This is a genomic window from Solirubrobacter ginsenosidimutans (assembly GCF_027587205.1).
In genome coordinates this window covers 157,647-181,666 of sequence record NZ_JAPDOD010000013.1, presented here as the reverse complement: position 1 = coordinate 181,666, position 24,020 = coordinate 157,647, and the positions used below count along the sequence as shown (strand labels likewise).

The 24,020-nt window shown below is 70.3% G+C and carries 15 protein-coding genes and 2 pseudogenes; 6 read left to right on the top strand and 11 right to left on the bottom strand.

Annotation, left to right across the window (positions count from 1 at the left end; all coding sequences use genetic code 11):
* Positions 1-71: 71 nt before the first annotated feature.
* The 5 genes and pseudogenes from OM076_RS15585 to OM076_RS15565 all read right to left on the bottom strand — a co-directional run.
* Positions 72-2,450, bottom strand: coding sequence for a phosphoketolase family protein (locus OM076_RS15585; protein WP_270040924.1), 2,379 nt, complete (start codon positions 2,448-2,450; stop codon positions 72-74).
* 4 nt (positions 2,451-2,454) lie between these two features.
* On the bottom strand, positions 2,455-2,568 hold the full coding sequence (locus OM076_RS15580) for a LuxR C-terminal-related transcriptional regulator (protein WP_270040923.1): 114 nt from the start codon (positions 2,566-2,568) through the stop codon (positions 2,455-2,457).
* On the bottom strand, positions 2,569-4,335 hold the full coding sequence (locus OM076_RS15575) for a bifunctional aminoglycoside phosphotransferase/ATP-binding protein (RefSeq protein ID WP_505017720.1): 1,767 nt from the start codon (positions 4,333-4,335) through the stop codon (positions 2,569-2,571).
* Positions 4,278-4,505, bottom strand: a pseudogene (locus OM076_RS15570) (ornithine carbamoyltransferase); the annotation flags it as partial. The pseudogene OM076_RS15570 and the gene OM076_RS15575, both read right to left, overlap by 58 nt.
* A gap of 88 nt (positions 4,506-4,593) precedes the next feature.
* Positions 4,594-5,121: pseudogene (locus OM076_RS15565) on the bottom strand (Rossmann-fold NAD(P)-binding domain-containing protein); the annotation flags it as partial.
* Between the two features lie 160 nt (positions 5,122-5,281).
* On the opposite strand from OM076_RS15565, the gene OM076_RS15560 reads away from it, so the two are divergent.
* Positions 5,282-6,202: a universal stress protein gene (locus OM076_RS15560; protein WP_270040922.1), complete on the top strand. Its 921-nt coding sequence runs from the start codon at positions 5,282-5,284 to the stop codon at positions 6,200-6,202.
* 43 nt (positions 6,203-6,245) lie between these two features.
* Here OM076_RS15560 and OM076_RS46095 read toward each other — a convergent pair whose 3' ends face one another.
* Both OM076_RS46095 and OM076_RS15550 read right to left on the bottom strand, forming a co-directional pair.
* Positions 6,246-7,169: a universal stress protein gene (locus OM076_RS46095; protein ID WP_270040921.1), complete on the bottom strand. Its 924-nt coding sequence runs from the start codon at positions 7,167-7,169 to the stop codon at positions 6,246-6,248.
* Between the two features lie 37 nt (positions 7,170-7,206).
* Entirely contained in the window at positions 7,207-8,364 is a 1,158-nt protein-coding gene (locus OM076_RS15550; RefSeq protein ID WP_270040920.1) for an FAD-dependent oxidoreductase, read from the bottom strand.
* A gap of 433 nt (positions 8,365-8,797) precedes the next feature.
* Here OM076_RS15550 and OM076_RS15545 point away from each other — a divergent pair, with 433 nt between their 5' ends.
* Both OM076_RS15545 and OM076_RS15540 read left to right on the top strand, forming a co-directional pair.
* Entirely contained in the window at positions 8,798-9,304 is a 507-nt protein-coding gene (locus OM076_RS15545; RefSeq protein ID WP_270040919.1) for a VOC family protein, read from the top strand.
* A 14-nt stretch (positions 9,305-9,318) separates the two neighbouring features.
* Positions 9,319-9,843 (top strand): DsbA family protein, encoded by a 525-nt coding sequence (locus OM076_RS15540; RefSeq protein WP_270040918.1) that lies wholly within the window; start codon positions 9,319-9,321, stop codon positions 9,841-9,843.
* On the opposite strand, the gene OM076_RS15535 is transcribed toward OM076_RS15540, so the two are convergent.
* The 4 genes from OM076_RS15535 to OM076_RS15520 form a co-directional block, all read right to left on the bottom strand.
* Positions 9,815-11,011 carry an acyl-CoA dehydrogenase family protein gene (locus OM076_RS15535; protein ID WP_270040917.1) on the bottom strand — a complete coding sequence of 399 codons (1,197 nt, stop codon included), beginning with the start codon at positions 11,009-11,011 and terminating at the stop codon, positions 9,815-9,817. The two genes, OM076_RS15540 and OM076_RS15535, sit on opposite strands and share 29 nt — an antisense overlap.
* Complete coding sequence (locus OM076_RS15530) at positions 11,001-12,635, bottom strand: PHA/PHB synthase family protein (protein WP_270040916.1); 1,635 nt, start codon at positions 12,633-12,635, stop codon at positions 11,001-11,003. Before OM076_RS15530 ends, OM076_RS15535 begins: the two co-directional genes overlap by 11 nt.
* Positions 12,636-12,714: 79 nt before the next feature.
* Positions 12,715-13,479 carry an alpha/beta fold hydrolase gene (locus OM076_RS15525; RefSeq protein WP_270040915.1) on the bottom strand — a complete coding sequence of 255 codons (765 nt, stop codon included), beginning with the start codon at positions 13,477-13,479 and terminating at the stop codon, positions 12,715-12,717.
* Complete coding sequence (locus tag OM076_RS15520) at positions 13,476-14,612, bottom strand: PucR family transcriptional regulator (protein WP_270040914.1); 1,137 nt, start codon at positions 14,610-14,612, stop codon at positions 13,476-13,478. Before OM076_RS15520 ends, OM076_RS15525 begins: the two co-directional genes overlap by 4 nt.
* Before the next feature lie 92 nt (positions 14,613-14,704).
* Here OM076_RS15520 and OM076_RS15515 point away from each other — a divergent pair, with 92 nt between their 5' ends.
* From OM076_RS15515 to OM076_RS15505, 3 genes are all read left to right on the top strand, one after another.
* Complete coding sequence (locus OM076_RS15515) at positions 14,705-16,141, top strand: long-chain-fatty-acid--CoA ligase (RefSeq protein WP_270040913.1); 1,437 nt, start codon at positions 14,705-14,707, stop codon at positions 16,139-16,141.
* A gap of 164 nt (positions 16,142-16,305) precedes the next feature.
* Positions 16,306-19,872, top strand: coding sequence for a DNA-directed RNA polymerase subunit beta (rpoB, locus tag OM076_RS15510; RefSeq protein ID WP_270040912.1), 3,567 nt, complete (start codon positions 16,306-16,308; stop codon positions 19,870-19,872).
* Positions 19,873-20,031: 159 nt separating this feature from the next.
* Positions 20,032-24,003, top strand: a complete 3,972-nt coding sequence (locus OM076_RS15505) for a glycoside hydrolase family 3 C-terminal domain-containing protein (protein WP_270040911.1) — start codon at positions 20,032-20,034, stop codon at positions 24,001-24,003.
* The last annotated feature ends 17 nt before the right edge of the window (positions 24,004-24,020 follow it).

The window sequence follows — 24,020 nt, the reverse complement described above, 5'->3', positions numbered from 1 at the left end:
TGACTGCCACCATTCGATCGCTCGGCGGTTGCTTCGGCCTCCGGGAAACGGCGCCGAGTCGCTGCGGCGAACTACGTGCTCGCGCCTGGCCACACCCAGTCGCGCACGGCGGCGGGGTCGTCGCCGTGCTCGCGCGTGTAGGCGCGGATGTGGAGGCGCTCGTCGACCATCTCCTGGCGCAGCAGCGCCGCGCGCTGACCGAGGCCCGGAACGCGGTCGATGACGTCCATCACGAGGTGGTAGCGGTCCATGTCGTTGAGCATCACCATGTCGAACGGGGTCGTCGTGGTGCCCTCTTCCTTGTAGCCGCGCACGTGGAGGTTGTGGTGGTTCGCGCGGCGGTACGTCAGCCGGTGGATCAGCCACGGGTAGCCGTGGTAGGCGAAGATCACCGGCTTGTCGGTGGTGAAGAGGGCGTCGAAGAGCCCGTGGGAGAGGCCGTGCGGGTGCTCGGTCTCGTCCTGCAGGCGCATCAGGTCGACGACGTTGACCACCCGCACCTTCAACTCCGGCAGTCGCTCGCGCAGGATCGCGGCGGCGGCGACCGACTCCAGCGTCGGGATGTCCCCGGCGCAGCCGAGCACGACGTCAGGCTCGCCGCCGTTGTCGGAGGAGGCCCAGTCCCAGATGCCGATGCCCCGCGTGCAGTGCGCGATCGCCTCGTCCATCGTGAGGTAGTCCAGCGAGGGCTGCTTGCCGGCGACGACGACGTTGACGTAGTGGCGGCTGCGCAGGCAGTGGTCGGCCACCGACAGCAGGCAATTGGCGTCCGGCGGCAGGTAGACGCGAATGATCTCGGCCTTCTTGTTGACCACGTGGTCGATGAAGCCCGGGTCCTGGTGGGAGAAGCCGTTGTGATCCTGGCGCCACACGTGTGAGCTGAGCAGGTAGTTCAGCGACGCCACCGGCCGGCGCCACGGGATCTGGCGGGTGCTCTTCAGCCACTTGGCGTGCTGGTTGAACATCGAGTCGACGATGTGGATGAAGGCTTCGTAGGAGTTGAACACGCCGTGGCGGCCGGTCAGCAGGTACCCCTCGAGCCAGCCTTGGCAGAGGTGCTCGGAGAGGACCTCCATCACGCGCCCGCCGGGGGAGACGTGGTCGTCGGTCGGCAGTCGCTCGGCCATCCAGGCGCGTCCGCTCTCCTCGATCACGGCGCCGAGCCGGTTCGACGCGGTCTCGTCGGGCCCGAAGACGCGGAAGGTCTCCGGGTTGTCCCGGGCCACGCCACGCAGCCACTCGCCGAGCACGCGGGTGGCCTCGCTCGAGTGTGCGCCCGGCGTGGCGACGTCGATCGCGTAGTCGCGGAAGTCCGGCAGGCGCAGGTCGCGCAGCAACAGGCCGCCGTTGGCGTGCGGGTTCGCGCCCATGCGACGCTCGCCTTCGGGCACGCCCGCGAGCACGTCAGCCCGCGGGCGGCCGTGCTCGTCGAAGAGCTCGTGCGGGCGATAGGAGCGCATCCACGCCTCGAGCATGCGCACGTGCTCCGGGTTCTCCGCGAGCTTCGACAGCGGGACCTGGTGGGCGCGGAACGTACCCTCGACCGGGAGGCCGTCGACCTCCGCCGGCCCAGTCCAGCCCTTCGGCGTGCGCAGGACGATCATCGGCCAGCGCGGCCGCTCGGTCGTCCCGCCCTCGCGCGCGGCGTCCTGGATCCGGCGGATCTCCGCCGTGATCTCGTCCAGCGCCGCCGCCATGGCCTGGTGCATCGCCTCGGGCTCGTGGCCTTCGACGAACCAGGGGCGATAGCCGTAGCCGGTCATCAGCGCGTCGAGCTCGTCGTGCGAGATCCGGCTGAGGACGGTCGGGTTGGCGATCTTGTAACCGTTGAGGTGCAGGATCGGCAGCACCGCGCCGTCCCGCGCCGGGTTGATGAACTTGTTCGAGTGCCAGCTGGCCGCGAGCGGCCCGGTCTCGGCCTCGCCGTCGCCGACGACGCACGTGACCAGCAGTTCGGGGTTGTCGAGTACGGCGCCGTAGGCGTGCGCCAGCGCGTAACCGAGCTCTCCGCCCTCGTGGATCGACCCGGGCGTCTCGGGCGCGACGTGACTCGGGATGCCCCCGGGGAAGGAGAACTGGCGAAACAGCGCGCGCATGCCCTCCTCGTCGCGGGAGATGTTCGGGTACAGCTCGCTGTAGGAGCCTTCGAGCCAGGTGCTCGCGACGAGCCCCGGGCCGCCGTGGCCGGGGCCCGCGACGTAGATCGCGCTGAGGTCGTCGCGCGCGATCACACGGTTCATGTGGGTGTAGATGAAGTTCAGCCCGGGCGTGGTGCCCCAGTGGCCGAGCAGCCGCGGCTTGATGTGTTCGAGCGTGAGCGGCTCGCGCAGCAGCGGGTTGTCCAGCAGGTAGATCTGCCCCACGGACAGGTAGTTCGCGGCGCGCCAGAAAGCGTCGAGGCGCGCGAGCTCGTCGGTCGTGAGCGGGCGCGCGGTGTCGATCGTGGCCATGGCCTCAAGTCTCCAGGAGACCGCGGTCGAGCGTGTAACGAACGAGCTCTGCGCGAGAAGTGCGGTGGAGCTTCTGCTGGATATGGGCGCGGTGGGTCTCGACCGTCCGCGTCGACAACTATCGACCCGCCTCGGCGGAGGACTGGTGATGGTCCTCTGCTGCCATGCGCTCATCCAGCGAGCGCGCGAGGTCGGCGAGCAGCTCCGGGACAGGCCGGGTCGTGTCCAACCGGGCGAGCGGCGCGGTGGGTGTGATGACGTGCCCGTGGTGCACCGTCAGCTCGGCCGCCACGATGTTCGGCCCGGCGTCGGAGACGGAATCGCTCAGCGCGCGCCGGCGCGCCCGTTCGAGCAGCACCGCGGGCGGCGCCTCACAGACGATCCAGCCCGCCGAGGCCGCGAGCGGCGTGGTCGCGGCGAAGGCGTCCGAGTCGGCTCTGCGGCGGAACGTCGCATCGACGATCGCGCCGCCGCTCTCGCGAAGCGCGATCGCCGCGCGTTGGGCGAGCTCGGCGTACACCGCGCGGCTCTGAATGTCGCCGTACGCGCTCGGAGGCGCCTTCTCGTACGGGTCGATGCCGGCCTGCAGCTTGCGGATCCGATCCGATGAGATCACCGGGCGTCCCGCTCGCGTCGCCAGCGCCTCGGCGACGGTCGACTTGCCGCTGGCAGCGGGCCCGGCGACGCACACCAGGCGCGGGAGCCGCACCCGCCAGGCGAAGCGATCGGCGAGATCCAGCAGCGCCAGCCCACGGGCGGTCCGGGCCTGCTCCGCCGCGCCGGTCAACTGCGCGGCGCGCAGGAGGTCGACCTTCGCGCGGACGAGCGCCCGCACGGCGCTGAAGAACGCCAGCAGCCGATCCGAGCCCGGATCGCCGCCCGCGGCGCGGTAGCCGCGCACGAGCGCTCGCGCGAGGTCGTCGTCGGTACGGGCGACGTCCATGAGCAGGAAGGCGAGGTCGTAGCCGACGTCGGCGATCCGCAGTTCGGGGTCGAACTCGATCGCATCCACCGTCTGGACCGGCTTGCCGAGCAGGACATGCTCGGCGCGTAGGTCCCCGTGACCGTCGCGCACGTGCCCGAGCCGCGACCGCTCGTCGAGCTCGGGTCCGAACGCGATCAGCGCCGACCGGCAGAAGCGCGCAAGCTCCTCGACCCGGCGTGCCGGGGCGCCCGCCTCGGTGAGCGTGGCCACGGTCTCTTCGATCACCGCCGCGAGGCGAGGCGTGCCGTCGGCGTACACCACCGGCGAACGCTGGTGGAGACGGGCCACCGTGGCGCCGACCGCGCGAGCGTCCGCGGCCGGGACCCGCCGCTCGGCGAGCTGGGCGCGAAGGGTCGCCGACTCGTCGTAGCGACCCATGACGACGGCGTACTCGACGGCGCGCGCGTCGTGCTCGGGCGCGACGCGCAGGCCGTCTGGCCCATCGGGCACCAGCGCCACGACGCCGTTGTACAGCGACGGCGCGAAGCGGGCGCCGAGCTCGAGTTCCGCGTGGCAGAGCGCTCGCCGGCGCTCCAGCGTCGAGTAGTCCAAGAACGGGAACCGCACCGGCTTCTTGACCTTGTAGACCTTGCTGCCGGCGAGGAAGACCCACGAGATGTGCGTCTCGCGCAGCTCGACGGACGCGGGGCCGTGCGGGAACGCCGCCGGGTCAAAGAGCGCGTCCGGAAGGCGGCGAGTGGCGGCCGGGGCGGTCATGCCACGACCCCGCTCAGGGCGATGACGACGAACATGACTCAGACCTCCCAATCTCCGGTGATGAGTGCCGACAGCAGCGCCTGCTCGGCGGGCAGCCGGTTCGCCGCCTGTGTCCACACCAGCGACGCCGAGCCGTCGATCACGGCGCTGTCGACCTCCTCGCCGCGGTGCGCGGGGAGGCAGTGCAGGAAGACGGCGTCGTGGCGCGCGAGCGCCATCAGCGCCGGCGTGACGCGGTAGCCCTCGAGCTGCGCCCGGTGGTGCTCGCCGCCGGCCTCCTTGCCCATCGAGACCCACACGTCGGTGTAGATCGCGTGCGCGCCGGCGACGGCCTCCTCCGGTGTCTCGAGGATCCGGACCGATCGCCCGGCGGCGGCGAGGTATCGACGGGTCGGGCAGGCAGCCGGGAGGCGTCGCGAGGCGCAGGTTCATGCCGGTCAGCGGCGCGGCCTCGATCAGCGAGTGGGCGACGCTGTTGCCGTCGCCGACGTAGGCCAGCGTCAGCCCGTCGAGGCCGCCGAAGTGCTCGAGCAGGGTCAGGCAGTCGGCGAGCGCCTGGCAGGGATCGTGGTCGTCGGTCAGCGCGTTGATGACCGGCACGCTCGAGTGCTCTGCGAGCTCGCGCACCTCGCGCTGGGCGGACGTGCGGATGACGAGCGCCTCGCAGTAGGACGAGAGCACGCGGGCGGTGTCGGCGAGCGGCTCGCCGCGGCCGACCTGGAGCTCGTCGGGCCGCAGCATCACCGGCAGCCCTCCGAGGCGATTGATCGCCACTTCGAAGGACACCCGCGCGCGTGTCGAGGGCTTCGCGAAGTAGCACGCCACGGCGCGGCCTTTGAGCGCGTCGTGCCACGCCAGCGGGTGCCGTTTCATCGCGGCGGCGAGATCGAGCAGCGCGGCGAACTGGCGCGCATCGAGGTCGGCGACGCGGAGGACGTGCCGGACCACGGGGGTCCGCAGGGCCGTCATGGGAGCTCCTCTCGCTCGACTGGACGGGTGGTGATTGGATGCTGTCGCGCCTCGGCGCCGCCGCCATCGGGCCGAGTCCGCTCGATCCCGCGGAGAACTACGTTCGCTGCGGCGGACCTCTGCGGATGTGGGCGGGTGTTGGCGCTGCGACCTTCCGGCCATGACCGAATCGCCTCGTCCGGTGCTCGTCGGGATCGATGGCACCGCCTCCGGACTCGAAGCGCTGGCCCTGGCTGAGGCCTTCGCGGTGCTCGCCGGCTCGCCGCTGCTGCTCGCCGCCGTCTGCGGACACCAGTCCGGCGCGTTCTCCGATGTCATCTGGCCGCCGAAGCGCGACGCCGCGGCTTGGCTGCAAGAGGCCTCGCGCCGTCTCGGCGACCTCGTCCCATGGACGTGCGAGACCATGATGTCCAACAGCCCGGCCCACGGGCTCGTCGAGCTCGCCGGCCTCGAGGAGGCGCAGATGATCGTGCTCGGTTCCAACCGGCACGGCCCGCTCGGACGCCTGCTCAGCGGCTCGACGGCCCGCGCGGTCGCTCACGGGGCGCCATGCGCCGTCGCCGTGGCGCCGCACGACTGGCGCCCACAGCCGCCGGACGTCCCGCTGACGTTCGGCGTCGGCGTGAGCGACTCCGATGAGTCGCGCGACGCGCTGGCGCTCGCCGCGAGTCTCGCGGACTGGGCCCGCGCGCCGTTGAAGCTGGTCACTGCCGTGCACGTCGCCGCGCCGCTCCACCCGATGTACGCCGAGGCGGAGGCCAGCCGGGAACGCTGGCGGCACGACCAACTCGATGCCGGACACCGCGTCGCCCGCGAGGCCGTCGCCGCCGTCGCGCCGGCGGTGACGCCGGAGATCGTGGTCGTCGAAGGCGACCCGGTCGAATGCCTCGAACGGGCCTCGCACGACCTCGACGTGCTCGTGATCGGCTCGCGGCGCTTCGGCCCGTTCCGGCGCGCGCTGCTGGGCGGCGTGTCGTCACCGCTGATCGACCGCGCCGCCTGCCCGGTGGTGATCGTCCCCCGTGGCGCCCACGCGGAATCCAAGCGGGGAGTCGCCGGCGACGCCGTGGCGCACGCGTGACGCCAATTGCTGGGCGCGCCGCCCGAAATCGAGCCGCGGACGCTCAGGCGGTCGTGGCGGTGGCCGGGCCGAAGAGCGTCTCGAACGGCGCCTCGACGCCGCGCGGGATCACGATCACCGGGCAATGCGACGTGCGGACCAGGCGACCGCTGACGCCGCCCGTGATCACCGCGTGCAGCGGCCCGTATCCGCGGGACCCCATCACCAGCAGGTCGAGCGTCTGGGTCTGCGCGGTCAGCAGCCCCTCGGCATCCCCGGTCGCGCGGCGCGTGTGCGTGACGATGTCCGCGGCGACGTTCCCGGCGACCTCGTCGAGCGCCTCCTGGACGTGACGCTCGATGTCACTGCGCAGCGTGGCGATGTCCGCGGCGCCCATCAGAGCAGGGGACGTGAGGTACTCGGTCGAGGCGATGCCGATGATCTCGAGCTCGGCTCCGAGCGCGCGCGCCAACGGCACCGCGGCCGCGACGGCCGCGCGCGCCTCTTCGGTGTTGTTGTAGGCGACGCCGATGCGGCGGATCGGCTGATCGGCGTGCGTTCGATAGTCCCGGGGCACGATGGCGACGGCGCACGGGGAGCCGTGCAGCAGGCGTTCGCCGGTGGAACCGGGCAGGACGCGACCGGCCCGACCGGTGTGCGATGACCCGACGATCACGAGCGAGGCCTGCTCGGCGTGCGCGACGCGGTGCAGGGCCTTCGCCGGTGAAGGGTCGGCGATGATCCGGATCATCGTCCGGTCGCCACTGATCGGCTCGAGCCGATCACGCATCTGGCCCACGGTCTCGAGCGCTTCCTCGCGCAGCGCCTCGCGGTAGGACGCGTTCGACGCCCGGCTCGGCAGATCCGAGTACGGGTAGGCGTTGGCGACGATGACGTACGCGCCGGCGACGTCGGCGAGCCGGCGCCCGAAGGCGATCGCGTCCTCGGATCGCTCCGAGGACTCGACGCCGATGAGGATGGTGCTCACGATGGCTCCTTGCGGTGGGGGATGAATGGCGATTCGCTCATGGCACCGCCGGCCGGTCGGAGAGCGGGGCGCCGAGGTGCCCACCCGAGGCGACGAAGCTCGTGAGATAGCGACCGGCGATCTTGCCCTCGGGCCACCACAGCTGAGTTCTCGACACTCCCGGCGGCACGCCGCGCAGGGGGCGGATGATCTCCTGCGCCTCGTCGAGGTCGCGGCGCAGATACAGCGGCCGTTCGCCGGTCAGGACGACGCCGCGCAGGATGCGCCGGTACGGTCGCGGGATCAGCACCGCGCCGGCCTCGGCGGCGATCATCTCCGCGGCCGCGTCGGCCTGCTGGGTCGCGAGCCCGCCCTGCTTGATCGGCTCGGTGGTCGCGTCGCCGGCGGCGAACACGTGGGACATCCCGACGACTCGCGCGTTGGCGTTGATCGGGATGAAGCCGTTCGCGTCGGCCGGCATCCCTTCGATGCGCGGTCCCGTGAGCCTCGGCAGCGACACGACCGCGTCGGCCACGATCACGTCGCCCTCGCCGATGACCAATGCGTTCCCGACGTACTCGACCGCCCGCGCGCGGCCGATGAACTCGATGCCCGCGCGCTCGAGCAGTCGCGCCACGGCATCGGACGCGATGGGCCCGAACACGTCGAGCGGGCGCGGCTCGTGGGTGACGATCCGGATGTCAGGTCCGTCGGGGAACTCGTGCGCGGTCATCAGGGCGAGCTCGTAGAGCGGCAGGATCCAGCCGGCTTCCGCCGGGGCGACGAACACGAGGCTGTGCTCGGCGCGGCGGATCGCGCCTTCGACCAGGCCCGAGCTGATCGGGCCGCGAAAGGTGACCGAGCCCGGCACGCCGTCGATGGCATGAGCGCCCGGGGCGACGACCAGCCGGTCGTAGCCGAGCCGGCCGCCGTTGGTCGTGCGCACCTCGCGTCGCTCGGCCTCGACCGCCGCGAGCGCTCCGTGGTGGTGAACCACGCCGAGCGCGACGAGGCCCTCGAGCGTCACCCGCGGTTCCGCCTCGCCGCTGAAGGGGGAGCGCACCGAAAACGGCCGCTCGACGTATTCGTCGCCCGGCGCGAGCAGTTCGATCGCGACGCGGTCGCCCGCCAGGGCGTGCAGCGCGAGCACCGTCTCGATGGCGGCGACGCCGCCGCCGGCGACGAGGACGCGGAGCGGGGGAACGGACGCGGGCATGGCTACACCTTCACGACGGTGGATTGGGCGGGCTCCAGCCGGAGCTCGGAGTGGGCGGTGAGGTAGGGGGCGAGCTCGCGCCGGCGATCTTGTGCGGCGGCCACCAGGGCGCATCGTCGGTCGCGAGTCCGCGATCGTGCGCGGCGTGGCGCAGGCTTCACGGCGAGCGCCGCCTCCAGCGCGGCGGGTCCTCCGCCCGCGATGAGCAGGTGTGGGGTCCGGCATGAACGCACCGTACGTCCGCTCGGCCAGTGCTCCATCCGCCGCATGACGCGGACGGACTGCGGGTTTCCCACATTCCTGACGCGCCGTTCCCCCGGACGATCGTCGGCTCGGTGAGCCGGGACCAGGGGTCTGACCGGGGAGTGCCCGGGCGCAAACGATCGGTGAATGCGAAAGGCTGTGCGGTGACACACGACTCTAGGAGCGCGCGATGAGCACGACGGACGTCAGCAGCAGCGGCACGACCTCGAAGGCGGGTGGGACGAGGGTCGCTCTGAAACTCGAGGTCGTCGTCATCCCGGTCACCGACGTGGACCGCGCGAAGGCGTTCTACACGCAGCTCGAGTGGCGGCTCGACGCCGACGTGGCCGACGATGCCGGCTTCCGGATCGTCCAGATGACCCCGCCCGGATCGCCGGCCTCGATCCAGTTCGGCTCGAAGGTCACGACCGCCGCGCCCGGCTCGGCCGAGAGCGTGTATCTGGTGGTCGACAACCTCGAGGCGGCACGCGCCGACCTGATCGCCAAGGGCATCGACGTCAGCGAGACCTTCCACGAAGGGGCGCTCGGCGACCGGTTCAATCCCGAGGCGCGTGTCAGCGGCCCGGCGCCGGAACGCGCCACCTATGGCTCCTTCGCCAGCTTCAGCGATCCGGACGGGAACACGTGGCTGCTGCAGGAGATCACGACCCGCCTGCCGGGGCGCGTCGAGGACTAGACGAGCCTGTGCCGATGGAGCCGCTCGACGCGTCGCACGACCACGTCCGCGGCGCGCCGGGTGGCCGGCTGATCGTCGAGTACGGCGACTACGAGTGCCCGTACTCGCGGCAGGCGTTCCGTGCGATCGAGCGCGTCGAGCAACAGCTGGGCGACGAGGTGCGGTTCGCGTTCCGACACTTTCCACTGACCGAGATCCATCCGCACGCGGCCTCGGCGGCCATCGCCGCCGAGGCCGCCGCGCTCCAGGGCCGCTTCTGGGAGATGCACTCGTTGCTCTTCCACCGCCAGAAGGCGCTCGAGGACGACGACCTGCGCCGCTATGCGAGCGAGCTCGGGCTCGACGTCGCGCGCTTTGCGCTCGACTGGGCCGGAGAGCCGGTGCGCGAGCACATCGTGCGTGACGTCGAAGGTGGGCTGGCCTCGGGCGAGGTCAACGGCACGCCGACGCTGTTCATCGACGGTGTCGTGCACCGCGGGGCCTATGACCCCGAGACACTGCTCGCGGCGCTCAGCCCGCGAACGCGCCGAAGCCCGTGATGTCGCGGCCGACGATCAGCGCCTGCATCGTCTCGGTGCCCTCGTAGGTGTGGATCACCTCGATGTCGCCCATGTGGCGGATGACGTGGTTCTCCAGCAGCACGCCGTTGCCGCCGAGCAGGTCGCGCGCCTCGGCGATCACCGCGCGCGCCTTGCGGGTGTTGTTGAGCTTGGCCAGCCCGGCGATCGTGTCGGTCATCCGGCCCTCTTCCTCCAGCCGCGCGAGCTGCATGCAATAGAGCTGCATGCCGGTCACCTCGGCGAGCATCTTCACCAGGCGGTCCTGGACGATCTGGAAGGCGGCCAGCGGCTTGCCGAACTGCACGCGCTGCTTGGCGTAGGTGAGCGCCGCGTCGTAGGCCGCGACGGCATGCCCGAGCGCGCCCCACGCGCACGTGGCGCGGGTGGTGACGAGGACGCGGCCCGCATCCTTGAACGAGCGGGTGCCCGGCAGCCACTCGCCACGGGCGCCGGAGAGCGTGATCTGCGCCTGCCAGATCGCGCGGCTGGCGCCCTTGCCGCCGAGCGTCACGCCGGTGTAGCCGTCCTGAGCGGTCTCGACGAGGAAGCCCTTGACCTTGCCGTCCTCGACGTCGCGCGCCCACACGACCACGACGTCGGCGATCGAGCCGTTGCCGATCCAGCGCTTGGTGCCGTCGAGGATCCAGCCGTCACCGTCGCGCCGCGCGGTCGTCTCCAAAGCGACGCTGTCGGAGCCGTGCGCGGGCTCGGTCAGCGCGAAGGCGCCGATCGCGTCCAGCCGGGCCATGGCCGGCAGCCAGCGCTCCTTCTGCTCCTCCGAGCCGTGCATCGCGATCGACTTCATCGCGAGCCCGGACTGAACGCCGAGGAACGTCCCGAGGCTGCCGTCGCCGCGGTGGAGCTCCATGGTCACCAGCCCGCGCGCGAGCGGCGACATCCCGGGTGAGCCGTAGCCCTCGATGTCCTCGCCGTAGAGCCCGAGATCGGCCAGCCGGCGCATCAGCGGCCAGGGCAGCTCGGCCTTCTCCCAGTAGTCGTTGATGACGGGGAGGACCTCTTCGTCGACGAAGCGGCGGGTGGTGAGGAAGTGCTTCCACTGCTCGGGCGTGAACTGCTCGCGCACACGGAAGTAGTCGGTGGCGAGCGCGTCGCCGAGGTGGGTGTAGGGAACGGCTTCAGCGGACATGGACGTAGCTCCCCGGGGCCTTGGCCCCGCGATTGCGGATCTTCGGTGCGGCGACGGGCACGCCCGAGCGGGCGGCCAGCCATTGGTCGTAGTCGGGCCACCAGCTGCCCGGGACGGTCGCGGCCTGGGCGGACCACGCCTCGGCGGTCTCCGGGTTCTCGCCGGCGACGCGATAACTCGCGCGCGACTCCTCCCCGGGAGGGTTGACGAGCGCCTGGATGTGGCCGGAGGTGGAGAGGACGAAGCGCGACTCGCCGCCGAGCAACTGCGTGCTGCGGTAGGCGTTCTCCCACGGGATGATGTGGTCCGTGAGGCCGGCGACGACGTAGCTGTCGAGGTCGACGGCGCCGAGGTCGACGGCGGAGCCGAGCACCTGCATCGCTCCCGGCTCGACCAGCGCGTTGTCGAGCGCGAGGCGGATGAAGTCGCGGTGCAGACCGGCCGCGAGGCGGACGGTGTCCTGGTTCCAGAAGAGGACGTCGAACGCCGGCGGCTGCTTGCCGAGCAGGTATTGGTTGACGACGTAGTTCCACACGAGGTCGTTGGGGCGCAGCCACGCGAACACGCCGCTCAGGGCCTCGCCGGCGACATAGCCGCGGCGGGCGGAGTCGGCGACGGCGGCGGCGGCGACCTCGCGCGAGGTGAACGCCGACGTCGTGCCGGCGCGGGCATTGTCCAGCGCGGCGACCATCAGCGTCACGGATGCGATCTCGCCGAGCCGGCCCTCGGCCGCCAGATGCCCGAGCAGCCCGGCGGTGAGGATGCCGCCCGAGCAGGCCGCGTTGAGGTGGACCGCCGCGCTGCCGGTGAGCGCTGCGGCTGTGTCGCGCGCCTCCAGGATCGCGGCGGCGTAGGTGTCGAAGTCGAAGTGGCCCTGCTCGGCGTCCGGGTTGCGCCACGAGATGGCGAAGACCTGGTGGCCCCGGCCGACGAGGTACTCGACGAGGCTGCGGCCCGGCGCGAGGTCGAGCACGTAGTACTTGTTGATCGTCGGCGGCGCGAACAGCACCGGCGTGGGGTGGACCTGCTCGGTCTGCGGCGTGTAGCGGATCAGCTCGAAGACCTCGGTCCGCAGCACGACGTGGCCGGGCGTGACGGCGAGGTTCTCGCCGACCGCGAACGGTGCGGTGTCGACGGTCGACGGCAGGTGCGGGAAGTCACCGGCGAAGTTGCGCGCGCCGCGCACGAGGTTCAGTCCGCCCTGGTCGACGATCGCCTTGACCACGGCCGGGTTGGTGAGGGGGAAGTTGCTCGGCGCGAGCGCGTCGAGCAGGTTGCCGACGGCGAAGCGGGTCTGGCGCTCGGCGCGCCAGTCGAGCTGCGCGTCGTCGATCAGCCCGTCGGCGGCGTCGCCGACCGCGAGGTGGGCCTGCAGGATCCGCCGGTACAGCCAGGACGAGCTCCACGCTGGATCGGCGTAGCGGCGGTCGCGCTTGCCGGGCGCCGCGGTCGAGCGCCCGGCGGCCACGCGGGCCAGCTCGGCGCCGAGTCCGCCGATGCGGCGGGCGGCCTTGTGCGGCCGGCGGGCCAGGCCCGTGGCGAAGCCGACGGGCGGGACGAGGTGGGGGCCGCCGCCGTCGGTCAGCATCACGTCGAGGGCGGCCTGGATCGGTGCATCGCTCATGGACGTCAGTGTCCACTCACAGCACCGCGGTGTCATTGCGTCCGGAGCCCGAACTTCACGGCCCCGAGTTGTGATCGGATCACATGTCGAGGAAGGCGCGGATCGGCGCCGCGGCGCGTTCGGGGTCGTCGAGCAGGAACAGATGACCGCCGCCGCGCACGCGCTCCAGCCGGGCGTGGGGTATTCGCGCCGCGAGGATGCGGGCGTTGGTGAACGGGACGGCCGGGTCGTCGTCGCCGGCCACCACGAGCGTCTCGTGCGGGAGCGTGTGGAGCCAAGGGAGGCTCGACCAGCCGGCCGTCGCGTACAGCTGGAACCCGTACCCGAGCACGCTCGGCGGCGCCGCGAGCCGGTCCCGCACATGGCCGGGCGCGACGCTCCCACCCGCGATCAGCGGCAGGCTCCACTCGGCGAGCTTCGGGTGGTAGTAGCGCGCCGGCGTGGCCAGCATCAGCGCCGCGAGCGGCCGCGGTGGGACGCCGCCGAGCCCGGGTGCGGTTGCACAGAGAACGAGCCGTCGGACGCGATCCGGGTAGCGGTGTGCGAGCTCCTGGGCGAGCCCGCCGCCCCACGAGTAGCCGAGCACGTCGGCGCGCTCGAGCGCCAGCGCGTCCAGCAGCTCCGCCACCAGGCGCGCGAGCGCCCGCATCCGCATCGGCCGCCCCGGACGCTGCGAGCGGCCGACGCCGGGCGCGTCGAACGAGATCAGCTCGCGCTCGCCGGCGACCGCCTGGAAGGGGCGCCACATGTCCAGGTGCGCCCCGATCCCGGTGATGAGCAGCAGCGGCGCGCCCTCGCCGCGCCGGTCGACGCGCAGCTTCAAGCCTCCCGCGCTGACGATCATGGGAGCCGGATCGCGATCAGCAGATCGACGATGTCCATCACATGGCGCAGGTCGCGGCGGGTCTTCTCCTCGATCCGGCCGAGCCGGTGGTGTGCCGTGTTGACGTGGACCAGCAGCGCCTCGGCCGTCGCCTTTACGTTCAAATCCGCGGCTACATAGGCTTCAAGCGTCTTGATCAGCATCCCGCCCTTCGCGCGGTCCTCGCGCACGAACTCGGCGAGCACCGGGTCGGTGAGCCGCCGCGCGACCGCGCTGCTGCGCAGCGTGAGGAACTCGAACGGCGTCAGGTCGGCGAGCGAGAGCACGCCGCCGCCGGACACGCGGCCCGCCGCCAGCGACGCCTCGCGATAGGCGTCCGGGATGCCGGCCAGGTTGTCCTGGACCGTGCTGACGCCGATGTTCAGACCCTTCACGCGCCGCAACGCGTCGGCGAGCGACGGGCGCTCCGTCGCTCCGACGGCGCGCACGACGACGATCTCGCCGTGGCGGACGACGGCGAGCACCGCCGTTCTCCCGCCCGCCGCGTTGCCGAGCGCCGTGGCCGCGCCGTGCAGGTCGCGCTCGTCCTCGGGCGCGGTGACGGGGAGCGCGGCGACGAGCAGGCAGCGCGAGTCTGCCTCCAGGCCGCAGTCACGCGCCACCGCGAGGCTCGCCGCCGAGGCGGGCGGCGTTCCTTCGAGCAGGTCTTCGAGCAGGTCGCGGCGGACCTGGTCGCGCCCGGCGGCGAGCAGTTGCTCGGACTCGAGGTAGGCGCCGCTGGCCGTCGTCGCCGCGAGATCGATGTAGAGGCTCGCGGCGCGCGCGGCGCCGAGCGCTTCGCCGCCGTCCTCCAGGGCATCCCACAGGACGGCGTTGTAGGCGCGGAACGCCTCCATGAAATCGGCGAGCGGGACGCCGCGGCGGGCGCGCAGCGCAGCATGGCGCGCGACGAACTCCAGCTCGCGCGGCTGCGGCGGAGCGTCGCGGCGCAGGACCGTGCAGATCAGCGCGTGATGCTCGGCCACGTGCCGGCGGACGTCCTCCAGCAGGGCCGGGTCGGCGTCGCGGTAGGTCGGCACCCGGGCCTGGATGCGCTCCATCGCGGCGGCGATCAGCTCGTCGCTGCGGGCGTCCAGGATGTCGGCGAGCAGCACCCTGGCGATTGTAATCGACTCACAATCGCGTCGGCGAGGATTGGGTGCCGGAGCCCGTGACGCGACGTTGGGGCGAACGTAGCTTGTGGCTCATGCCCAATCTCGCCGATCTCTTCACCCGCGGCGGCAACGTCGCCATCAAGCTCGACGACGTCGAGCTCACCTACGACCAGCTCGACGACGCCGTCGCCCGCACCGCCGGCCTGCTGCAGGCCAAGGGCATCGAGCCAGGTGACCGCGTCGCCGTCATGCTGCCCAACGTCCCGTACTTCCCGATCGCCTACTACGGCGCGCTGCGCGCCGGTGCGGTGGTCGTGCCGCTGAACCCGCTGCTGAAGGAGCGCGAGGTGGCGTTCCACCTCGGCGACTCCGGCGCGAAGGTGCTCTTCGCGTGGCACCACTCCGCCAACGCCGCCCACGCCGGTGCCGAGCAGGCCGGCGCCGACTGCGTGCTCGTCGAGCCCGGCGCGCTCGAGGCGCTCGCGGCCCGCTGCGAGCCGGTCACGCACTCTGTGCCCCGCGCGGGCTCCGACACGGCCGTGATCCTCTACACGTCCGGCACCACGGGCACGCCGAAGGGCGCGGAGCTCACGCACGCGAACCTGATCCGCAACATGGAGGTCATGCGCGCGCTGTTCGAGATCACCGAGACGGATGTCACCCTCGGCGCGCTGCCGTTCTTTCATGCCTTCGGTCAGACGTGCGCGCTGAACGCGACGCTCGCCGCCGGCGGGACGTTGACGCTGTTGCCGCGCTTCGACGCCGCCAAGGCACTGCAGATCTTCGAGCGCGACGCGGTGACCGTGTTCGAAGGCGTCCCGACGATGTTCACGGCGCTGCTGCACGAGCTCGGCGATGCGAGCTCGCTGCGCGTGTGCGTCTCCGGCGGTGCGGCGATGCCGGTCGAGGTCATGCTGGCGTTCGAGCGCCGCTTCGGGTGCGCGGTGCTCGAGGGCTACGGGCTGTCGGAGACGTCGCCGGTGGCCTCGTTCAACCGCCCCGACCGCGAGCGCAAGCCCGGCTCGATCGGGCTGCCCATCGACGGCGTCGAACTGCGACTGCTCGACGACGGCGAGATCGCCATCCGCGGCCACAACGTGATGAAGGGCTACTGGAACAAGCCGGAGGCCACGGCCGAGGTCCTGTCCGAGGACGGCTGGTTCCGGACCGGCGATATCGGCCGCGTCGACGACGACGGCTACTTCTCTGTCATCGACCGCAAGAAGGAGCTCGTCATCCGCGGTGGCTACAACGTCTACCCGCGCGAGATCGAGGAGGTCCTGTACGAGCACCCGGCGGTGCGCGAGGCGGCCGTGGTCGGCGTCCCGCACGCGTCGCTGGGCGAGGAGGTCGGCGCGGCGATCTCGCTCAAGGCGGGCGTGACGGCCTCGCCGGACGAGCTGCGCGCGTTCGTCAAGGCGCGCGTGGCCGCCTACAAGTACCCGCGCATCGTGTGGCTGCTCGACGAGTTGCCCAAGGGCCCGACGGGCAAGATCCTCAAGCGGGCGATCGTGCCGCCTGCGGCTTAATCGGCCGCCGCTATAGTGGGTCCCGGCAGAGAGGTGACTGCCGGGCGCCCCTTTGGCCGGGAGGCGCTTTTTGTCGTGCTATTTTGCTTGGTCGCGCTTGTTGTCTTTGGGTCCGTTCCGCGCACCTCGCCCGCTCCACCTCGACCTCCTGAGGAGTCGCCGTCTTGGCTTCTGTTGATGGTTCCCGCACGCGTCGCACGTTCGCGCGCCTCGACAAGTCCGTCGAGGTTCCGAACCTGATCGACATCCAGAAGAAGTCGTTCGACTGGCTGGTCGAGCCGGAGGGGGGTGGCCTGCGGGAGACCATCGACGACATCTCTCCGATCGAGGACTACACCGGCAACCTGGCGGTCCAGTTCGGGGAGTTCACGTTCGATCAGCCGGTCGCTTCGCTGGATGAGTGCCGTGAGAAGGACCTCACCTACGCGCGGCCGCTGACCGTCACGGTGGGCTTCATCAATCGCGAGACGGGTGAGATTCGCGAGCAGTCGGTGTTCATGGGCGACTTCCCGTGGATGACCGAGCGCGGCACGTTCGTGGTCAACGGCACCGAGCGGGTCGTGGTGACGCAGCTGGTGCGTTCGCCGGGCGCCTACCTGATGGAGCCCAAGGATCCGGAGAAGCAGGTCTTCGTCGCGAACCTGATGCCGGCGCGTGGGTCGTGGATGGAGCTGGAGATCGACAAGAAGGGCCGCGTCTACGTCCGGATCGATCGCAAGCGCAAGCTGCCGGTGACGGTGCTGTTGCGGGCGATGGGGTATTCGACAGATGAGGAGATCCTCAAGCTCTTCAACGACAGCCTCTACATCCGCAACACGATCGAGGCCGACACGGAGGTCACGCGCTCTGAGGAGGGCGCGCTGATCGAGCTGTTCAAGAAGCAGCGTCCGGGTGAGCCGCCGTCAGTGGATAACGCTCGCGCGCTGTTGAACCAGCTGTTCTTCGATCCCAAGCGCTACGACCTCACGCGCGTCGGTCGCTACAAGCTGAACTCGCGTCTGGGTCTGGACATCGATCTCGATGTCCGGACGCTCACGCATGACGACATCCTCGCCCTGGTGCGCGAGTTGGTGCGGCTGCCGAACATCCTCGGGATCTCCGAGGAGCTCGACGAGGATCTCAAGGACTACGCCGCGGAGGCGCTGTCGCGTCCGCGTGAGGCCGTCGAGGAGCACCTGGACGAGTACGAGCATTTCGGCAACCGCCGTCTGCGTACGGTCGGCGAGCTGATTCAGGAGGCGTTCCGGATCGGTCTGTACCGGATGGAGCGCGTCGTGCGCGAGCGCCTCACGACCGAGGACGCGGACACGATCACGCCGCAGACGATCATCAACATCCGCCCGGTCGTGGCCGCGTTGAAGGAGTTCTTCGGCTCCTCGCAGCTGAGCCAGTTCATGGACCAGACGAACTCGCTGAGCGGGTTGACGCACCGGCGTCGCCTGAACTCGCTAGGGGCGGGCGGCCTGACGCGTGAGCGCGCGCCGATCGAGGTTCGCGACGTCCACCCGACCCATTACGGCCGGATGTGCCCGATCGAGACGCCGGAGGGCCCGAACATCGGCCTGATCGGCTCGCTCTCCTCCTACGCGCAGATCTCCGAATACGGCTTCGTCACGACGCCCTACCGCGTGGTCAAGGACGGCAAGCTCACCGAGGAGGTCGTGCACCTCGACGCGACCAAGGAGCAGGAGCTCCTGATCGCGCAGGCCAACGAGCCCATCGACGCCGACGGCGCGCTGACCGGCGACAGCATCCTTTGCCGCACGCAGGCCGGGCAATACGTCTACGTGACGCCGGATGAGGTCGACCTGATCGACGTCTCGCCGGAGCAGATCTGGTCGGTGGCGACGGCCATGATCCCGTTCCTGGAGCACGACGACGCCAACCGGGCGCTGATGGGCTCGAACATGCAGCGCCAGGCGGTGCCGCTGCTCAAGACCGACGCGCCGCTGGTCGGCACCGGTATGGAGCGCCGCGCCGCCTTCGACTCCGGCGACGTGCTGCTGGCACGCAACGCCGGCACGGTCGACTTCGTCGATGCCACGCGGATCGTCGTCGCGACCGAGGACGGCGACCGTGACGAGTACGAGCTGCAGAAGTTCATGCGCTCCAACCAGGGCACGCTCATCCATCACAAGCCGGTGGTCAAGGTCGGTCAGCCGGTCGGCGTCGGTCAGCTGCTCGCGGATGGCTCGAGCTCGGACAAGGGCGAGATGGCGCTGGGCAAGAACCTGCGCGTCGCCTTCATGTCCTGGGAGGGCTACAACTTCGAGGACGCGATCATCCTGTCGCGGCGCCTGGTCAAGGACGACGAGCTCACCTCGCTGCACATCGAGGAGTACGAGGTCGACGCCCGCACGACCAAGCTGGGCGACGAGGAGATCACGCGCGACATCCCGAACCGCTCGGAGGAGTCGCTGCGCAACCTCGACGACCGCGGCATCGTGCGCATCGGCGCCGAGGTCGCGTCGGGCGATCTGCTGGTGGGCAAGGTCACGCCCAAGGGCGAGACCGAGCTGACGGCCGAGGAGAAGCTGATCCGCGCGATCTTCAAGGAGAAGGCGCGCGAGGTCCGCGATACGAGTCTGAAGGTGCCGCACGGCTCGTCGGGCGTCGTGATCGACGTCAAGACGTTCTCGCGCGCCGCGGGTGACGATCTGTCGCCGGGCGTCAACGATCTGGTTCGCGTGTTCGTGGCCAAGAAGCGCAAGATCTCCGAGGGCGACAAGCTCGCCGGCCGTCACGGCAACAAGGGCGTCATCTCGAAGATCGTTCCGGAAGAGGACATGCCGTTCCTCGAGGACGGCACGCCGATCGACGTGATCCTCAATCCGCTGGGCGTGCCGAGCCGGATGAACATCGGCCAGATCCTGGAGACCCACCTCGGGTGGGCCGCCGCCGAGGGCTGGTACGACGACGGCACCGAGGCCTACAAGGCCAGGGGCTCCGAGGAGAAGGGCAAGGTCTATGTCGCCACGCCGGTCTTCGACGGCGCCACGCTGGAGGACGTCGATTACGCGCTCGTGCAGTGGCAGAAGGGGCACCAGGGCGCGATCCGCATGGACATCGACGAGAAGCGCCGCGCCGGCGAGAAGGCTTCGGGCAAGTTCACCCTGTTCAACGGCCGCACGGGTGAGCCGTTCGAGAAGCAGGTGACGGTCGGCTACATGTACATCCTGAAGCTGAATCACCTCGTGGACGACAAGATCCACGCGCGTTCGACCGGTCCGTACTCGCTGGTCACGCAGCAGCCGCTGGGTGGCAAGGCGCAGTTCGGCGGTCAGCGCTTCGGTGAGATGGAGGTGTGGGCGCTGGAGGCCTACGGCGCCGCTTACACGCTGCAGGAGATGCTCACGATCAAGTCCGATGACACGGTCGGGCGTGTGAAGGCCTACGAGGCGATCGTCAAGGGCGAGAACATCGCCGAGCCGTCGATCCCGGAGTCCTTCAAGGTGCTGTTGAAGGAGATGCAGTCGTTGGCGCTCGACGTCAACGTCGTCTCCGACGACGGGGCCCGTGCCGACATGGGCGACGAGGACGATGACCTGCTGCGCGCGGCAGAGGAGCTCGGCATCGACCTCACAGGCGTGCGCGCGACCGACGGCCAGGCCGCCGACGAGAGCGAAGACCTCGAGATCAAGGAAGGCGAGGAGGGCCAGACCGACGACGACGAAGCCACCGACGCCGCTTACATCGACGCCGGCGTGGATGGGGAGGAGCCCGTCGAGTAAACGGGGCGCTCCACGAACTATTTGGAAAGATTCTGCGTAAGGGCCCGTCACGGGGTGTCGATCGGGCCACATTACGCAATCTCATGCATTCCGATGGCTTCGAGGTGATACTGGCCGTTGCCTTAAGGCAAGTCGGTGTCGTAAGCCAGGAGGAGAGGCATGAAACAGCGTCGGGTGGGGCTCATCGCCCTGACCGGAAGCATCTGCGTCGTCGCGGTCGCGGGCGCGTCGAACATCCAGCGAGCCGCCGGGGCCGAGCCGGCCGCGGCGGCGCCAACCCCGATCTACCTGGATACGTCGTACTCGTTTCAGGAGCGCGCGGCGGATCTCGTCTCGCGCATGACGTTGCAGGAGAAGGCGTCGCAGATGGTCTCGAGCCAGTCGCCGGCGATCACACGCCTCGGCGTGCCCGCCTACGGGTGGTGGAACGAGGCGCTCCACGGCGTGTCCCGGTCGCAGACGGCGACCAGTGGCAATGCCACCACGCTCACGAACACCACGTCGTACCCGATCGACCAGTCACTCGGGTCGACCTGGAACCCGGATCTGATCTACCGCGTCGCGAGCCAGATCGGCGACGAGGCGCGCGAGGTGACGACCGGCAACTCGGAGAACCTGGACTTCTACTCGCCGACGATGAACCTCGAGCGCGACCCCCGCTGGGGCCGCAACGACGAGGCCTACGGCGAGGACCCGCTGCTGGTCAACAAGGAGGTCGACCAGTTCGTCGACGGCATGGAGGGCAAGGACGAGTCAGGCAAGCTCCTGCCCGAGTCGGGCGGCTACCACAAGACGATCACGACGATCAAGCACTACGCCGCCAACAACAGCGAGGTCAACCGCCGCACCGGGTCCTCCGACATGGACGACCGGACGCTGCGCGAGTACTACACGAAGGCCTTCCGCGGCGTCGTCGAGGACTCCCAGCCGGGCTCGGTCATGTCCTCCTACAACTCCATCAACGGGACGCCGACCGCGGCGGACCCGTATCTGATGGACAACCTGATGCGCCAGACGTTCGGCTTTGAGGGCTACTTCACGTCTGACTGCGACGCGACCTACGAGGTCGTCGCCGGCCACCACTGGCAGCCGCCGTCGTGGACGCGCCCGCTGAACAACATCGAGCGCAACGCCTTCACGATCACCGCGGGCGAGGACCTGGACTGCAACGCCGGCTACAAGGACGGCTACAACTACCTCGACTCGGCCCCGGTCGCCTCCAACTCGGCGATCCAGACGCAGACGGGCACGTTCAACGTCAACGACATGGATGCCGCGCTCGTGCGCCTCTTCACCGCGCGCATGCAGACCGGCGAGTTCGACGCGGCCGACAGCGTGCCGTGGGTCGCCAAGGCCCGCTCGGCCGTCGCCGCCGGCAGCTGGGTCAACAGCAACGCCAACAACGCCGTGACGGTCACGCAGCCGCGCCTGGATCTCGCTCGCGAGTCGGCCGACAAGTCGATCGTCCTGATGAAGAACACCAAGGGCCTGCTGCCGCTCAAGCCCCCGACCTCGGGCGCGTACAAGGTGCTCGTGCTCGGCTACTTCGCGAACCCGTCGTCGATGTACCTGGGCGGCTACTCGGCCACTGAAGGCGCAGCCGGCGTCGCGAAGGAGATCAACGGCTACAACGGCCTCAAGAACGCGATCACGGCAATCGATCCCGACGCCACGGTCGACTACATGAAGGGCTTCACCGGCACGGGCACGACCGCGGCGGCGCTCACCGCCGTCGACCCCGCCGCCGTCGCGGCCGCCGCCAACTACGACGCGGTGATCGTCTACGCGGGCACCGATGCGGGCACCGCGACCGAGGACATCGACCGCACCGCGGTCACGCTCCCCGGCGCCCAGGGCTCGCTGATCACGCAGGTCGAGGCCGCCAATCCGAAGACGATCGTCTACATGGAGACGATCGGGCCGGTCGACGTGCGGCCATTCGAGCCGACGACCTCCGCCCTGCTGTGGAGCTCCTACAACGGCATGCGCAAGGGCGACGCGCTCGCCGACGTCGTCCTCGGCAAGTACGACCCGTCCGCCCGCACCCCGTCGATCTGGGCGGCCGACATCAACGACCTGCCGGCGACGACGGACTACACGATCCGGCCGACCGCGGCCGGTGGCAAGGGCCGCACCTACCAGTACTTCACGGGCCCCGTCTCGTACCCGTTCGGCTTCGGCCTCAGCTACACGACGTTCGCGACCTCGAACCTCGTGATCGACAAGAAGACGCTCGACGCGAATGACTCGTTCACCGCGAGCGTCGACGTCAAGAACACCGGCACGACGGCGGGCACCGACACGGTCGAGCTCTACGTCACCACGCCCGATGCGACCGCCGCCCAGCAGCGCCCGGTCAAGCGCCTCGAGGGCTTCGCCCAGGTGACGCTCGACCCGGGTCAGACCAAGACCGTGCAGGTCAAGGTCAACGTGCCCGACCTGGCATTCTCGGACAACGGCAAGTGGGTGGTCGACGACGGGCGCTACGGGGTGGAGATCTCGCAGTCCAGCGCCGACGCCGACATCGCCGCGCAGGACACGATCAACGTCAGCGGCGCGATCACGCCCAAGCCGTCGGTCGTGACCGTCAAGCCGGTCATCAAGGAGTCCGACGCCGCGCGGGACATCGCCACGCGCGTGGAGTTCCCGGTCGGCGCGACGATCGACCCGCAGGCCACGGTCGCCATGAACGACGACACGCTCTGGGGCTACGTGTCCAAGGGCGCCCACAAGGACCTCCCGGCGGGCATGTCGCTCAGCTACTCGAGCAACCGGCCGGGCGTCGTCTCGGTCGACGGCTCGACGATCAAGACGGTCTCGAACGGCGTCGCCACGGTCACGGTCAACGCGACCCAGGCCGGTGTGACGAAGTCGACCACGTTCGTCGTGAAGGTCGTCGCCCAGCTCGGCGGCATCACCGTCGACGGGCAGCCGCTCACGGGCTTCAGCCCGGACAAGTACAGCTACGACGTCGTGCTGGCGGACGGCAGCGCGATCCCGACCGTCACCGCGACGTCGGATGACCCGTCGGCCACCGTGAGCGTGACGCAGGCGACCGGGTTCCCGGGGGCGGCGACCGTCGTCGCGACCGGCCCGGACGGCACGCCGTTCACCTACACGGTCAACTTCGGCGGCGCGGGCAAGAGCGACGAGTTCAACGACGCCGCTCCCGGTCCGCAGTGGAGCTGGGTGCGCCAGAACCCGGCGACCGAGAGCGAGTCGGGCGGCGCGCTGAACATCACGCCCGAGGCCGGTGACCTCAACTCGACCACCAACACCGCCAAGAACCTGCTCCTGCAGCCGGTGGTCGGCGACTGGACGATGGAGTCCAAGCTGAACTTCAACGTCACGCCGCACACCGCGACGCAGCAGGGCGGGATCATCGCCTACCAGGACGACAACGACTACCTCAAGCTGGACTGGGAGTTCACCGGCAACACGGCGCAGCTCGTCGAGACGCAGGAGGACTTCTCGTTCACCCCGGCGCCGGCGTACACCACGCCGATCGCCACGGTGCTCGCGAGCGTCCCGACGGCGAGCCTCGGCGTCACCGGCGGCAACCTGTGGCTGAAGATGATCAAGACCGGCCAGCGCTACAAGACGTACTACTCGGTCGATGGCACCAACTGGGTGTTCGTCTACGACGAGGGCGACAGCCTGAGCAACGTCAAGGTCGGCGTCTTCGCCTACAATCGCGCCGGGACCGGCACGGATCTGACGGTCGGGTTCGACTACTTCCGGATCGCGACCTCCGCCACCGCCACCGGTCCCGTGGGCGGCGTGGGCGGCACCGTGCCCGCTACGCTCGGCCTCACGCTGGGCGCGCCGGCGAGCTTCGGCGCGTTCACTCCGGGCGTGGCGAAGGACTACACCGCCGCCACCACGGCCGACGTGGTTTCGACCGCGGGAGACGCGACGTTGAGCGTCTCGGGTCCCACCCACCTCACCAACGGCGCGTTCTCGCTCCCGTCGCCGCTGGGGGTGACGATCACGCCCTCGACGTGGTCGGGCCCGGTGACCCACGGGCTCTCGACGATCGGGTTCAGCCAGCACATCGGAGCCACTGACGCGCTCCGCACCGGCAGCTACAGCTCCACGCTGACCTTCACGCTGTCGACGACGACCCCGTAGCAGGGGTACGGGGGAGC